The organism is Pigmentiphaga sp. (genome assembly GCF_033795525.1).
GTDB lineage: Bacteria > Pseudomonadota > Gammaproteobacteria > Burkholderiales > Burkholderiaceae_B > Pigmentiphaga.
Window position 1 is genome coordinate 90,212 of the sequence record NZ_JARYGM010000002.1, and the last position, 14,663, is coordinate 104,874.

General features: G+C 66.8%; 12 protein-coding genes. 6 read left to right on the forward strand and 6 right to left on the reverse strand.

Features of this window, described 5'->3' with window-relative positions; all coding sequences use genetic code 11:
- Entirely contained in the window at positions 1-1,293 is a 1,293-nt protein-coding gene (locus QHC78_RS05225) for an adenosylmethionine--8-amino-7-oxononanoate transaminase (protein ID WP_319743457.1), read from the reverse strand.
- Between the two features lie 99 nt (positions 1,294-1,392).
- Here QHC78_RS05225 and bioF point away from each other — a divergent pair, with 99 nt between their 5' ends.
- From bioF to bioD, 3 genes are read left to right on the forward strand one after another with little or no spacing between them, the layout of a single operon-like run.
- Positions 1,393-2,568, forward strand: a complete 1,176-nt coding sequence (gene bioF / locus QHC78_RS05230; protein WP_319742830.1) for an 8-amino-7-oxononanoate synthase — start codon at positions 1,393-1,395, stop codon at positions 2,566-2,568.
- Between the two features lie 2 nt (positions 2,569-2,570).
- Positions 2,571-3,230, forward strand: coding sequence for an alpha/beta fold hydrolase (locus tag QHC78_RS05235; RefSeq protein ID WP_319742831.1), 660 nt, complete (start codon positions 2,571-2,573; stop codon positions 3,228-3,230).
- Positions 3,227-4,654 (forward strand): dethiobiotin synthase, encoded by a 1,428-nt coding sequence (bioD, locus tag QHC78_RS05240; RefSeq protein ID WP_319742832.1) that lies wholly within the window; start codon positions 3,227-3,229, stop codon positions 4,652-4,654. The genes QHC78_RS05235 and bioD overlap by 4 nt, the downstream gene beginning before the upstream one ends.
- Positions 4,655-4,679: 25 nt before the next feature.
- Here the strand turns inward: bioD and xth are convergent, their stop codons facing one another.
- Positions 4,680-5,459 carry an exodeoxyribonuclease III gene (gene xth / locus QHC78_RS05245; protein WP_319742833.1) on the reverse strand — a complete coding sequence of 260 codons (780 nt, stop codon included), beginning with the start codon at positions 5,457-5,459 and terminating at the stop codon, positions 4,680-4,682.
- Between the two features lie 204 nt (positions 5,460-5,663).
- Between xth and QHC78_RS05250 the strand changes: the two genes are divergently transcribed.
- Together QHC78_RS05250 and ftsH are read left to right on the forward strand one after the other, a co-directional pair.
- The gene (locus QHC78_RS05250; protein WP_319742834.1) at positions 5,664-6,017 is read left to right on the forward strand and encodes a cupin domain-containing protein; all 354 of its coding nucleotides are present in this window, start codon (positions 5,664-5,666) and stop codon (positions 6,015-6,017) included.
- A 260-nt stretch (positions 6,018-6,277) separates the two neighbouring features.
- On the forward strand, positions 6,278-8,356 hold the full coding sequence (ftsH, locus tag QHC78_RS05255; protein WP_319742835.1) for an ATP-dependent zinc metalloprotease FtsH: 2,079 nt from the start codon (positions 6,278-6,280) through the stop codon (positions 8,354-8,356).
- 31 nt (positions 8,357-8,387) lie between these two features.
- Here ftsH and QHC78_RS05260 read toward each other — a convergent pair whose 3' ends face one another.
- The 4 genes from QHC78_RS05260 to QHC78_RS05275 form a co-directional block, all read right to left on the reverse strand.
- A complete protein-coding gene (locus QHC78_RS05260; protein WP_319742836.1) occupies positions 8,388-9,356 on the reverse strand; it encodes a Bug family tripartite tricarboxylate transporter substrate binding protein in 969 nt (322 codons plus the stop codon).
- Positions 9,353-9,736, reverse strand: coding sequence for an AtuA-related protein (locus tag QHC78_RS05265; RefSeq protein WP_319742837.1), 384 nt, complete (start codon positions 9,734-9,736; stop codon positions 9,353-9,355). The genes QHC78_RS05260 and QHC78_RS05265 overlap by 4 nt, the downstream gene beginning before the upstream one ends.
- Positions 9,733-11,118 carry an acyclic terpene utilization AtuA family protein gene (locus tag QHC78_RS05270; protein WP_319742838.1) on the reverse strand — a complete coding sequence of 462 codons (1,386 nt, stop codon included), beginning with the start codon at positions 11,116-11,118 and terminating at the stop codon, positions 9,733-9,735. The genes QHC78_RS05265 and QHC78_RS05270 overlap by 4 nt, the downstream gene beginning before the upstream one ends.
- Before the next feature lie 130 nt (positions 11,119-11,248).
- On the reverse strand, positions 11,249-12,208 hold the full coding sequence (locus tag QHC78_RS05275) for a LysR family transcriptional regulator (protein ID WP_319742839.1): 960 nt from the start codon (positions 12,206-12,208) through the stop codon (positions 11,249-11,251).
- Between the two features lie 109 nt (positions 12,209-12,317).
- Here QHC78_RS05275 and QHC78_RS05280 point away from each other — a divergent pair, with 109 nt between their 5' ends.
- Positions 12,318-14,588: a DUF6351 family protein gene (locus tag QHC78_RS05280; RefSeq protein ID WP_319742840.1), complete on the forward strand. Its 2,271-nt coding sequence runs from the start codon at positions 12,318-12,320 to the stop codon at positions 14,586-14,588.
- The last annotated feature ends 75 nt before the right edge of the window (positions 14,589-14,663 follow it).

The following is a 14,663-nucleotide window of genomic DNA, read 5'->3' on the forward strand; positions in this document are numbered from 1 at the left end:
TTACCGATCATGAGAGCGCGCCGGGTGCAGGTCGCATACGGCGTTGCGTACCGCAGCCAGCAGCAGTGCGAGGTCTTCGTCGCTGATGGTGAAGGCCGGGGTCAGATACACGATGTTGCCGAACGGGCGCACCCAGACTCCGGCCTCGATCAGCCGTGCGCGCAGGGCGTCGCGGTCGAACGGCGGAGCCAGTTCTACGACGCCGATGGCGCCGAGAATCCGCACGTCGCGCACCCATGGCAGATCACGGCAGGGGGCCAGGCCGGCCTCCAGCGCCGCCGACAGCGCGGCGACCTGCGCCAGCCGCGGTTCCTGCTCGAACAGGTCGAGTGACGCGTGGGCAGCGGCGCAGGCCAGGGCGTTGCCCATGAAGGTCGGACCATGCATCAAGGCGTGGCTTGGATCGTCGGACCAGAAGCCCTCGAATACGCCTTGGCTCGCCACGGTGGCCGCCAAGGGCAGCGTGCCGCCCGTCAGCGCCTTGGACAGCGTGATGATGTCGGGCCGGGCATCGGCCTGCTCAAAAGCGAACATCGTGCCCGTGCGCCCGAAGCCGGTGAAGATTTCGTCGTAGATCAGCAGCAGCCCGTGGCGATCGGCCAGTTCCCGCAGCCGGCGCAGCACCCCGGGCGGGTGCATCAGCATGCCGCCCGCGCCTTGGACCAACGGCTCGACCAGTATTCCGGCCAGCTCATCGGCGTGTTCCTGCACGATTGCGTCCAGCTGCGCCATGGTTGGTTCGTCGCGCGGCAGTGGGGCCATGACGTGCTGCGTCAGGAGTCCCCGGAACAAGCTGTGCATGCCCTCGTCCGGGTCGCATACCGCCATGGTGCCGAAGGTGTCGCCGTGGTAGCCGCCGCGGAAGGCCAGGAACCGGGTTCGCCGGCGGTCGCCTTGGTTCAGCCAGTACTGGACGGCCATCTTCATGGCTACTTCCACTGCGACCGAGCCCGAATCGGTGTAGAAAACGCGATCGAAGCCTGGGCCGAGCAAGGTACACAGGCGCTGCGCCAGGCGCGCCGCCGGTTCATGGGTAAGGCCGCCGAACATGACGTGCGGCATGGTGTCCAGCTGCCGCCGTACGGCATCGGCGATGGCCGGGTGGTTGTAGCCATGGCAGGCAGTCCACCACGATGCGACGCCATCGACCAGGCTGCGGCCGTCGGCCAGCTCGATGCGGCTGCCGTGCGTCCGCACGACCGGCAGCGGCGGCGCGGCGGTTTTCATCTGCGCATAGGGGCGCCATACGTGGCGGGTGCCGTCGTCGATCCAGGAGGGAAGGGAAGCTGCCATCATTCGTCCAATACCGGCCTTGCCGGAAGTGCGGCCGGCCATTCCACTACAATGCCACGCATTCTACGGTGCGGGCGCCCCGGGCGTACCGCCGCGCTCATGTCGATACTGGATTGTCTCTTTACCCAAGCGTTGGATCGCGCCACGCAGCGCAGCATGCGCCGGCGCCTGCGTGCCGCCGGCGCCGCCGAGGCCGGCCGCTTGGTGTTCGAGGGCCGGGAAGTCGTCGATTTTTCGAGCAATGATTATCTCGGCTTGGCCCGCCGGCCTGAACTGGCCGCGCGCGTGGCGCAGTGGGCCGGCAGCTACGGCGCCGGCGCCCGGGCCTCGCGCTTGGTTTCGGGCAACCTCGATCTGCACGAAGCGGTCGAAGCCAAGCTGGCCCGTTTCAAAGGCACGGAAGCGGCGCTGCTGTTCGCGTCGGGGTGGCAGGCCAATGCGGCCGTGTTGCCCGCGATACTGCGCGCCGCCGCCGCGCAGGGCGAGCCCATGGTGTTCTGCGACCGGCTCAATCACGCAAGCCTCCACCATGGCTGCCAGGCTGCCGGAGTACGGCAGATCCGCTTCCGCCACAATGACCTGGACCACCTCGAGTCCTTGCTGGCCGAGCGCGCCGGGCAGCCTGGCGCCCGGTTGATCGTTACCGAAAGCGTATTCAGCATGGATGGCGATCGCGCCGACGTGCCCGCGCTGTGCGAGCTGGCCGAGCGCTATGGCGCGTTCGTGTACCTGGACGAGGCGCACGCCACCGGCGTGCTCGGCCCCAGCGGGGCGGGGCTGTCGGGCCTGGGCGGCGGCCGGGTCGATCTGGCCATGGGCACCTTCAGCAAAGCCATGGGCAGCTTCGGGGCCTATGTGGCGGGCTCGCGCCAGTTATGCGATTACCTCGTGAACGTGTGTTCCGGATTCATCTACACCACCGCCTTGCCGCCCCCCGTGCTGGCCGCCATCGATGCGGCGCTGGACCTGGTGCCCGGCATGGAAGCCGAACGGCAGCACCTGGCGCACTTGGCGACACGCCTGCGTGCAGCGCTGGCCGGGCTGGGCATAGCCACGGGTGCATCGTCCACCCAGATCGTCCCCGCCATCGTCGGCGACGCAGAGGCGGCGCTGGCCGTGAGCGATGGCTTGCGCGCCCGCGGCCTGCTCGCCGTGGCCATCCGTCCACCCACGGTACCCACGGGTACGAGCCGGCTGCGGATCGCGCTGAGTGCCGCGCACCGCGACGAGGACGTCAGCCGGCTGATCGACGCCATTGCCGGGGCGCGGGGATGACGATGGCGCGTTTGCCGCTCGTGCTCGTGCACGGTTGGGGGTTCGACGCATCGGTATGGGACGCGCTGCGCGCGCATTTGCCGGGATGGACACTGCATGCTGCGGATGCCGGCTATTTCGGCGAGGCAGTCGCCGAGCCCCGTCCGCCCGCCTATGTGGCGGTCGGCCATTCGCTGGGGGCGATGCGCTGCCTGGCGACGACGGATCGCGGCTGCCGGGGTTGGGTATTGATCAACGGATTCACGCGCTTTTCCGCTGCCGACGATTTTCCGGCCGGCGTGCCCGTGCGAGTCATCGACCGGATGGTCTCCAAGCTGGCCACGGATCCGGCTGCGGTCGTGAACGAATTCCGGCGGCGCTGCGGCGCGGCGCCGGCCGCCGGCGTCCCCAATGCGGCGGCACTGGCGGCAGACTTGCTGCAGCTGCGCAACGGCGACGCGCGCAAGGAGTGGGCGCAACGGCGCATACCGGTTTGCGTGCTGGCAGGCGAGGCCGATCCCGTCGTGGCGCCGGCGCTCACCCGGGCATCGTTCGGCACCAGCGTGGCCTGGCAGCCGGACGGGGGACATTTGCTCCCGTTGACGCATCCCGCCTGGTGCGCGCAGCGCATACGCGACTTCGCCGGCACATGCGCCGCGACCGACGCGATCGATCCGGCATGAGCGAGTCCAAGGTTCACCGCCGGCTGGTTGCCCAGCGCTTCGGTCATGCGGCATCCCGCTATGGCGGCCATGCCGGTTTGCAGCGCGAGATCGCCGAGCACCTCGCCGAACGCATCGCCGGCCTGCCGTTGCCGCCGCGTCCGCGCATCCTGGAGATCGGTTGCGGGACGGGCTTTCTCAGCGAAGCGCTGGCGCGTCGTCTGGGCACTGCGCGTTGGACGCTGACGGACATCTCGCCCGAGATGCTGGACGAGGCCAGACGCCGCCTCCATTTGCCGGGCGAATGCCGTTTCCTCGTCATGGACGGCGAGTTTCCCGACCTCGCCCTGGGCCCGTTCGACCTCATCTGTTCCAGCATGGCGATGCAGTGGTTCGGCGATCTCGACGCCGGGCTGTCCCGCCTGGCCGGAATGCTGGCCCCGGGAGGCTGCATGGCCGTGGCCACGTTGGCCGCGGACACGTTCGTGGAGTGGCGCGACGCGCATGCGGCGCATGGGCTGTCGGCCGCCGCACCCGACTACCCGCGTCCCGAGGCGATTGGCGCGGCGCTGCCCGGCCTGCGTCGCACGATGGCATCGCAGCACTATGTCCAGCCGCATCGCGATGGCATCGCCTTCGTGCGCAGCCTCAAGGCCATCGGCGCCGATGTTCCCGTCCGGGGCAGGCGGCCTCTGCCACCGGCGGTGTTCAAACGGATTCTCGATACTTTCGACAGACAAGGGGCGAACGTGACCTACCATCTGGCTTACGGTACCTGGACCAAGGCCGCCGCGCCGCGCGGCGTCTTCGTCACGGGCACCGACACGGGCATAGGCAAGACGCTGGTTGCCGCCGTGCTGGCTCGCGCCTGGAATGCCGACTACTGGAAACCCCTGCAAACCGGCGTGGCGGCCGAACCCGACGACACCGGCACGGTGGCGGCGCTCGCCGGCCTTGCGCCAGACCGCGTGCACGCGCCGCACGCTGTGCTCCAGGCACCGCTGTCGCCTTGGGCTGCGGCACGCGAGGAAGGGGTGAGCCTGGATGCGTCTCGGATCGAGCTTCCCGCCGCATCGGGGCCGCTGGTGGTGGAGGGTGCAGGCGGACTGCTGGTGCCGGTGGATGACCGTTCAACCATGATCGACCTGATAGGCCGGCTGGGCCTGCCCGTCGTGCTGGTCGCGCGCAGCACGCTGGGCACGCTCAATCACACGCTGTTGTCGCTGGAAGCCTTGCGGGCGCGCGGGATTCCGGTCGCGGGAGTGGTCATGAGCGGCGAGCCATCGGCCGGCAATCGGCATGGCATCGAGCACTTTGGCAAGGTCCGGGTGCTGGCGGAGATTCCGCGCCTGCCGGCGGTCGATGCGCAAGCGGTCGCGCAACTGGCCCGCGCGATTCCCTGCTTCGACGAGGTCGTCGCCGGAACCGGGCGGGATCGCCCATAGCCGGAAAAACGCGGGCCTTCAGGACTCAGATTTCGAGCGTGGCCACCACCGGTGCGTGGTCGGAAGGCTGTTCGTTCTTGCGGATCTCCCTCTGGATCACGCAGCTGCTGCAAACCGCCTTCAAAGTATCGGAAAGCAGGATATGGTCGATGCGCAGGCCGGCGTTGCGGCGGAAAGCGAATTGCCGGTAGTCCCACCAGCTGAACGACTTCGGCGGCTGCTCGAACAGGCGAAAGGCGTCGTGCAGCCCCAGCGACAACAGTGAGCGGAACGCCTCGCGCTCCGGCTCGGAAACCAGCACGCTGCCTTCCCACTTGACCGGGTCGTGCACGTCGCGATCGTCGGGCGCAACGTTGTAGTCGCCCAGCACCGCCAACCGGGGATAGCGCGCCAGTTCCTGCTGCAGCCAGTCGCGGAAGGCGCTGAACCACGCCAGCTTGTAGGCGTACTTGTCGCTGCCCACCGATTGTCCGTTGGGACAATAGGCGCTGACCACGCGCAATTCGCCGGCCGGCGTATCCAGCGTCGCGGCGATGACACGCTGTTGCGCATCGTCGTATCCCGGAATGTTCTTGATCACATCCCCAACCGCCTGGCGGGTCAGGATGGCGACGCCGTTATAGGTCTTCTGGCCAGTGAATACCGCGCGATAGCCGATCTCTTCGAGTGCCGCGATGGGGAATTTGTCGTCCGTCAGTTTCAGTTCCTGCAGGCACAGGGCATCTACCGGGTTGGCCTGCAGGTAGGCGATGACCTGCGGGAGCCGCACGTTGAGGGAATTGATGTTCCAGGTGGCGAGCTTCACGTTCTATGACTTGTCGAGGATAAAAATGGCGGTGCTGCGCGCCATAGTAGCCCATCGCCGGCCGGGGCGAACCTCGCCAGGGCACGCGAGCGCCTGGATGCCCGGCCGCGGGCCCGCCGTCCCCGGGTCGGATTCTTGCTGGTGTGCCGCTGGCCGGCCGCGTGCGTTGTCGGCCGGCATCGCGTATCGTATGAGGCAGCGACCATGGCCCTGAAACATGCAAATCCGCTGGATGTGATCGACCTGCATGCCACCGATGAACAACGCGGCACGCACGGCAGCAGCAGTTTGTTGAAAACCGCTCACTTGCAACTTTTGCAAATCGTGCTTCCTGCCGGCGACGAAATGCCGCAGCATCATGTGCCCGGGGAAGTGACTATCCAGTGCCTGGCCGGCGAAGCCGCCGTCACCACGCCGCACGGTACCTGCACTCTCAGGGAGGGCCAGCTGGTCGCGCTGCCGGAGCAGGTACCGCACGCCGTCCAGGCGCGCGATGATTCGACGTTGCTGGTGACGCTGATCCGCAAGCCGGGCGATGCCGGACCGGGCTCGCCTTGAATCCGACGCAGTCAGGAGGCTACATGTCCGCCGACCAGGAGCCGGATACTTCCCCGCCCGCGCGCGATGGCCCCAGCATGCGCTGATGGCCATGCTGTCGTCGCATCGGGATAACATCGCCCGCGTCGCTTCCCAATTGCCCGAATCGTGACGAGCTGTTTCCCCGCCTGGGCGCTGGGTGCCAGGGGGGCGGCGCCATGCCGTGGCGCCAGGGTATGCTTGGGTTCTGCAAACGCGACATTGCCAAATCGGGAGATTCCATGAAGTGGCCGAGCCAGCAGGACCAGAAAAAATCCAATCTTCCTGGCGGGCGCCCAGCGCCTGGCAACCGTCCCACCTCCGGCCCGGCTTCCATGCCGCCGCGGCGGGTATGGCTGCTTTTCCTGATCGTGCTGCTGGTCAACTACTTCCTGGCCAGGTTCCTTTCCCCGGGCGCCGACGAGCCCATTACCATCCCCTACACGGTGTTCAAGGAGGAGGTGGCCAAGGGCAACGTCACGGCCATCTATAGCCAGGGCGAGCGCATAGAAGGGCGCTTCGTGCAGGCGGTCACCTGGCCGCGCACCGCGGCGCAACCCGCGCCCCAGAGTCCGGGCGAGGCGCAGCAGGCGCCTGCCCCTGTGCCTCCCAAACCGGGCACGCAGGAGCCGCCGCAACGGACGTCCACGACCTTCGAAAGTACCTTGCCGGTCTTCGTCGATCCGGGATTCGAAAAATTCCTGCTCGATCACAAGGTGGAGATCAGCGCCCAGCCTATCCAGAGCGGCAGTTGGCTCACCACGCTCATCTTCGGCTTCGGCCCGGCTATTGCCATCATCGCGTTCTACGTATGGCTGTATCGGCGGGCCGCGCGGCAGGGCGGCATGGGCGGCAGCATGTTCGGCCTGGGCAAGAGCAAGGCGCGGCGCTACGACCTCGAAGGGGGAGAGCGGGTGACCTTCGATGACGTGGCCGGCATCGACGAAGCCGAGACCGAACTGGTGGAAGTAGTCGATTTCCTGAAGAACCCGGCCAAGTACACGCGGCTGGGAGGCTCGGCGCCCAAGGGTGTGCTGCTGGTCGGTGCGCCCGGTACCGGCAAGACGCTGCTGGCCAAGGCGGTGGCCGGCGAAGCCGGCGTGCCGTTCTTTTCGATGAGCGCCGCCGAGTTCGTCGAGATGATCGTCGGCGTGGGGGCGGCCCGGGTGCGCGACCTGTTCAAGCAGGCACGCGAGCAGGCGCCGTCCATTATCTTCATCGACGAGATCGACTCCATCGGCCGGGCGCGCGGCCAAGTCGCCCTGGGCGGCTCGAGCGAGCAGGAGCAGACCCTGAACCAGATCCTGACGGAGATGGACGGGTTCTCCGGCCGCGAAGGCGTCATCGTGCTGGCGGCGACGAACCAGCCCGACGTCCTGGACAAGGCCCTGCTGCGGCCCGGGCGCTTCGACCGGCGGGTGGTCGTCAACCTGCCGGACAAGAACGGTCGGGAGGCCATCCTCAAGGTCCATACCCGCAAGATGCCGCTGGGCAGCGACGTGAACCTGGCGGAACTGGCCTCTACTACGCCCGGACTGTCGGGCGCGGACCTGAAGAACCTGGTCAACGAGGCCGCCTTGCTGGCGGCCCGGCGCGACCAGAACGACGTGCGCCACAAGGATTTCAACGACGCGCTGGAGAAAATCGTGCTCGGCCCGGAGCGTCCGCTCATCCTGAGCCATGCCGATCGCGAACGCATCGCCTACCATGAAGGCGGCCATGCGATCCTGGGGTTGCTGGTGCCGGGCGCCGACCCCGTGCATCGCGTGACCATCGTGCCGCGCGGACAGGCGCTGGGCGTCACCTACCAACGGCCGCAGACCGACCGCTACAACTATCCCGAAGCCTATCTGCTGGCCCGCATGGTTGGCATGCTGGGGGGGCGGGCGGCCGAGGAAGTGGTCTACGGCACGCGTACCACCGGTGCCGAGAGCGATATCGAGCAGGTCACCAACCTCGCGCGCAATATGGTGATGCGGTGGGGCATGAGCGACCAGCTGGGCATGGTGCAGCTGGCGCCGCGGCAGAACCCCTACCTGGGCGGAGCAGGGCCGGCCAGCCTGCCGTACAGCGAAGAGACCGCACGGGCGGTGGATGCCGAAGTCCACAAAATCATCCACGACTGCCATGCCAAGGCGCTGCGCCTGCTGCGCGAGCACCGGGCGCAGCTGGACGCGCTGGTGCGGGCCTTGCTGGAGAAGGAAACGCTGGACGAGAAAGAGATCCTCGAGGTCACGGGGCTGCCCCCGGCCCCGACCCTCAACGAACTGCCCGAGGGCTCGCCGCGGGCCGGCGAAGAAGAGCTTCTGCCGCCGCTGTAGACGCCAGCCGGCGGCCCGAAGCCGGCCGGCGTCATTCTTTCTCGATGCCCGCCTTGGCGATGATCTGCGCCCACTTCTGCGATTCGGCAGCCTGGAAGCGGCGCAGCTCGTCCGGCGTGCTGGTCACGAGCTCCGTGCCCGTGGGCCCGTAGAATTTGGCGGCCGTAGGCGTCTTGGCCGCGGCGGTGAGCAGCTCGTTCAGACGCTGCACTATCGGGGCCGGCGTGCCTGCCGGTACATAGGCCGCGAACCAGTAGGTCGACTCGTAATTGGGCACGCCCGACTCGGCGATGGTGGGCACGTCAGGCGCGAGCGGGCTGCGGGACGAGGTCGTCACGCCCAGCGCCTTCAGGTTGCCGCTCTTGGCCTGCGGCAGCCCGGTCGTCATGTCGGTCCACATGACTTGGATTTGGCCGCCCATCAGATCGGTGACGCCCATGGGGTTGCTGCGGTAGGGCACCGACACGATTTCGGTGCTGGTCATTTGCTTGAAGAGCTCGCCGGCCACGCGGCTGGACGAACTGCCGAACCCGAACGAAAGTTTGCCCGGCTGCGACTTGGCCAGCGCGATGAATTCCTTCACATTGTTCACCGGCAGGCTGGGCGGTACGACCATGATCTGGCCGCCCTTGCCCAACAGCGTTACCGGTTCGAAATCCTTGACCGGGTCGTAGGGCAGTTTCTTGAACAAATGCTCGTTGGCCGCATGCGTGGTATTGGTCGTAATCAAGACCGTATAGCCGTCGTTCTTGGCACGGGCCACTGCCTGCGCGCCGATGAACGAATTCGCGCCGGGCTTGTTCTCGACCACCACGGGCTGCCCCGTAGCTTCCGATACGGCTTGGCCTACCGCGCGCGCGATCTGGTCCGTTGCGCTGGCCGCGGCGAAGGGCACGACGAAGGTGATCGGCTTGTCCGGAAAGGCCTGGGCATGGCCGGCTGATAGGCCCAGCAGTGCGGCTGTCAGCGCGGCAAGGTACTGGGGGCGGTGGATAGTCATGATGTCTCCTCGTTGTTTATGGAAATGGGAAGCGTCAATAGCAGGCTGGAAAGCGACTTCCCGTGCGTGTCGAGGTTGAGCGAGTCGTTGACGCCGCCGTCGAGCACATCGTCCAGCACGAAGTTCATGGCCGCCAGGCGCGGCAGCAGATACCGCCTGACGGCCGTCGGCGCACGCGACACGAAAAGGGCCGCCACACGGTCCTCGGTGACCTGATCGACCAGCAGCGGCCAGTTGGCCGGATCGTAGGCGATGACGCTGATGGATGCGCGGTCGCCCTTGTCCCCGGTGCGCGCATGCGCCAGTTGGTAAAGCGGGACGGTCCGGGTGCTCACCGCGGCATCCGCCCGGCGCGCGGCTAGTTTTCGCGGCGTGTTCATGCGGCGAACTCCCAGGCAGGCGACAGCCATTCCCGCGGCACCAGGCAGGAGCCGCTCGCCAAGCGCGGCGTGATGGCGGTACGCACGCCGCCGCCCCCCGCCGGCCCGCAGGTGTAGAGAGCCAGTACCTCCCGCGTGACCTGTTCGGCCTCGGTCCGGGAAGCCGCTGCCGCGGCGATGCGCAGTCGCAGATCCTGCGAGGTGGAGGCGGGGACATCGATGGCGCCGGTCCAGCGGCCTTGGTCGTCGGCGAATACGCTGCTGATGCCGATGAAGTCTGCGCGTATTTTCAAGTGCCCCAATCCCTGTGTCTTGAGCCGCTCGCGCACGATCTCGGCCGCCAAGGCAGAGCGTGCCGCGGCGTTCGGGCCGGCATAGGATATTTCACCTTCCGCCAGCCATGGCCCCTCGTAGCAAAGGGTGGCCTTGACGGTGGCCGGCCGCGGGTGCCCGCGTATGCCGGTGATCTCGACGCGGTCCTGCCCGACCTCGCGTACGTCGGCCTCGGTGATGTCGGCCACCACGTCGGGCGTCAGGTAGGCACCCGGATCATGGATTTCGTACAGCAATTGCTCGATGACGGTACGGCGATCGACGCATCCGCCGGTGGCCTCGGCCTTGGTGACGATGAAACGGCCATTCTCGTGCATTTCGATGATGGGAAACCCCACATGGGCGAGGTCCGGTACATCCTTGACGCCAGGGTCGGCGAAGTAACCGCCGCACACCTGTGCGCCGCATTCGAGGATGTGCCCTGCCATGGTGCCGGCCGCGAGCCGGTTCCAGTCGTCCTCCCGCCATTCGAAATGGGCGAGCATGGGGCCCAGGGCAAGCGCCGGATCGGCCACTCGTCCGGTTACCACGATCTGGGCTCCCGCCCGCAGGGCGCCGGCAATTTCGCGCGCACCCAGATAGGCGTTGGCGCTGACGAGGGGGCGATCGATGGCGGATTGGGCGAGCAGTATTTCCATGCGGTCCGGATCAAGCGTCGTCAGGAGGTCGTCGCCCATGACGACCGCGATGCGCAGCGACGGCAGGCCGAGCGAGGCCGCCAGTTCTTGCAGCCGCTTCGCCGCGCCATGGGGATGGGCGGCGCCGAAGTTGCCGATGATGGGAATCCCGCCGCGCACGCAATCGGTCAGGACCGGCGCGACGAACCTTTCCAGCGACGGTTCCCAGCCCGCACCGGGATGCTGCTTGCGCTGCAACTGCGCCAGCGCCAGGGTCCGCTCGGCCAGGGTTTCGAAGATCAGCGCGCGGGGACCATCGTGTGCCAGCAGCGTCCGGACGACGGGAATCGCCGCATCCCAGCGATCGCCGGAAAAGCCCGCGCCGGAGCCGATACGCAACATCGACGCGGAAGACTCGAGAGAAGAACGCATGCGCACCAGATTCGTTGTCGTCGGTTACCGATGCGGGTCCGGGGTCCGGGCCCGCAAATATGCAACACGATAGATGGCGGTGTGTCTTCCGTGAAACGGATTGTTTGGGATAACTAATCCAAAAAACCGATTAATAAGTCAATTTGCCCCGGGTTTTCACTGATCGTCGCCCGCCACGGCGCGCGCCGTCGACCTGCGGGCGGCGGCGCAGCATGAAATCGAGCAAGGCTTGGGCGCCGATGGACAGGCTGCGGTCCCGGCGGCGAATAACGAACACTTCGCGCGTCAGCCCCGGCGTCTCGATCAATTGCGCGGTCAGGTCCGGGCTGTCGAAGTGGAACAGGGTCAACGCCGGCACGACGGTGATGCCCAGTCCCGCGCGGACCATGCCCGCCACGGTGCTCAACTGGTCCAGTTCCATCACGCCGTTCATTTGCGCCGGGTGGATGGCGGCCTCGATATGCTGGCGCACGCTGCTGTCCTGCGCGAGATGGATGAAGGGCTCGGCGCTCAGCGCCGCGAGGGTGAGCCGGCGCCGGCGTGACAGGGGGTGGTCCTTGCGGCAGACCAGATAGAAGCCGTCCTGGCAGAACGGTTCGGCCTGGAGTTCCGGCCCCACCGAGCGCATGGAAGCCAGCGCGAAATCGGCGCGGCCGCTGCGGACGAATTCGACACAGCTTTCAGACAGCACGTCGGCCACGTCGACCTGGATGCCGGGATACGCCGCATGGAATTCCGCGAGGACGCCAGGCATCCAGCCTGCGGCCAGGGAAGGGAGGGCCGCTACGCTGGCGCGTCCGCGCCGGCCGGCCGCGTGTTCTCCCAGGTCCTCCAGGGCATCGCGCAAGCTGACCAGGACGCGCGTCGCCCCGCCCAGGAACAGCCGGCCTTCGGGCGTCAGTTCGACGCGGCGCGTGTCGCGGTCGAACAGCCGCACCCCCAGCGAATCCTCCAGCGTGCGGATCAGGCTGCTGAAGGCCGATTGGGACAAGTGGCACTGCTGCGCGGCTCGCGTGAAGTTCTTGTGTTCGGCGAGGGCCATGAATGCTCTGACCTGGCGCGTCGAGAGATTCAGGTCAGTTATCTGCATTCTCGATTACTCCATCAAAAAAAAGCGATGCACTCAATGACTCGCGAATCTTACTATCCGCTCGCGGTGGCGGGAATAACGAGGTTCCATGATGAGGAGACAGACAGCCATGAAGAAGGCTTCTTTCACACTGGCCAGCGCAGCCCTCGGCGCGTTGATGGCCGGTTGCGGCGGCGGGGACGGCGGGTCGCCGGGGGACGGCGGTCCTCCGCCCCATGCATCCGCACTGCAGATATCGGTGCTGGGCAATCGCGCCGACCTGGTGTCGGGCGGGCAGGCGCTGGTCGAGGTCGAGGTGCCGGGCGAGTCGGCCCCGCGCTTTGATCAAATCAGGGTGATGCTCAACGGCAAGGACGTGACCGATGCCTTCGCGCAGCGGGCCAATGGCCGCTACCTGGGCCTGGTGGAAGGACTGGCCGATGGGAACAACCAGCTTGTCGCGAGGATAGCCGGCGGGCCGTCGGCCCATCTGTCCATCAAGAACCACCCGATAGGCGGGCCGATTTTCTCCGGTCCGCAGGTGGCCTACTGGGAATGCACGACCAAAGTCGCCAACCCCACGCCTACCAATCCGGACCTCGGCGATCACCTGGACGACAAGTGCAACGTTGCCGCCCCGGTGTTTCGCTACCAGTACCGCACGACCGACGGCAGGTTCGCGGTCTACGATCCGGCCAGTCCGCCGCCGCGGGAGCAGATCGCCACGGTCACGACCGACGAGGGCAAGGCGGTGCCGTATATCGTGCGCATCGAGCGCGGCGTGGTCAATCGCGGCAAGTACGACATTGCCTACCTGGCGAATCCGGAGGACCCGACGCGCGGGTGGACGCCGTATGAAAGGCCGGCTTCCTGGAACGGCAAGCTGCACTGGAAGTTCGGGTCGGGCTGCGAATACGGGCGTACCCAGGCGAACCCGGGCAACGTGCTGGACGATGTTGCGCTGAGCCGCGGCTTCATGGTGGCCTCGTCGGAAATGACCCAGTACGGCAGCCATTGCAATGACGTGACGTCGGCCGAGACGGTAATGATGCTCAAGGAGCACATCACCGAGAACTACGGCGAAATACGCTTCACCATGGCCGACGGCAATTCAGGCGGCGCGCACCAGCAGCACCTGCACGCCTCGAACTATCCCGGCCTGCTGCAGGGGCTGCTTCCCGGGGATGGGTGGCAGGACACCTGGACTACCGGCCGCGAGTTCGCCGATTGCGGGCTGCTCAAGCGCTTCTACGACGCCCGCAAGGCCGCGGGAGCGCCGTTCACCATCATGGAGAAGGCCCACATCAACGGCCATGTGTACGACCAGGTTTGCGAAGGGCCGGCCAATACCAACATGGCTTCGCGCACGCCTTTCTATCTCGATCCCACCGTGGGCGGCGCGGGCTGCGGCACGCACTGGAATGTCTGGTCGGTGGGCAATCCCACCGGCATTCGCTGCACGCTGCAGGATTTCAACATCGCGGTGTTCGGCCCGCGCGACCAGACCGGCTATGCCAAGACGCCCATCGATAACGTCGGCATTCTCTACGGCTTCAATGCGGTCAATAGCGGCAGGATATCGCCCGAGCAATTCGTGATGCTGAACGAGCAAGTGGGCGGCTACGACATCAATGGCCAATGGCAGCCGGCGCGCATGGCGGCCGACCCTGGCGCGGCGGAGATCGCCCACCAATCGGGCCGCGTCCCGCACGGCCGTCCGCTGGGCGAGGTGGCCATCATCCAATCCATTCTGTTCAATGTGATCGAGGAGCACTACGACTTCCGTGGATACGTGATCCGCAACCGCATCCTTCGCGAGCATGGGGATTACGGCAACCACGTCATCTGGCGCTACAAGTCCATGCCGCCCGACTACGCCGCGCGGCGGTTCGATGCGATGAACGAATGGCTTACCAAGGTCGAGGCCGATAAGTCCGCCAAGCCCTTGCGTGAAAAGATCATCGCCAACAAGCCGGCGGTTGCCGTGGACTCGTGCTGGCGGGCCGACGTGGGCCAATGGAGCACGGACCCGGACTATTGCAATACCGGCGCCGACCCCACCTCGGCCTCGACCGTGTCAGGTAGCGGCGAAACGGCGGTCTACAGTCCGGGCGTGGATGAGTGGCCGGTATTCCGCGATACGCGCGTCGCGGCCGGCGAAGGCCTGGCCAGCGACATCATGAAATGCCAGTTGAAACCGCTTTCCCGCGCCGATTTCGACGTGGCCTTCAGCGGCGAGCAATGGGCCAGGCTGCAGGCCGTCTTTCCCGGCGGGGTATGCGACTACTCCAAGCCGGGCGTGGGGCAGACCCCTCCCGAACCGTGGCAAAGCTTCATGGAGGGCCCGGGTGGCAAACCCCTCGGGCCGGCGCCTACCTCTGCGCGGGGGGAAGGCACCTGAACTGACCCGGGGGCGCCGGCGCGCGAGGGTTGACTTTCCCATCATGGGAAGCCCGATACTCGGAAACATGATGAT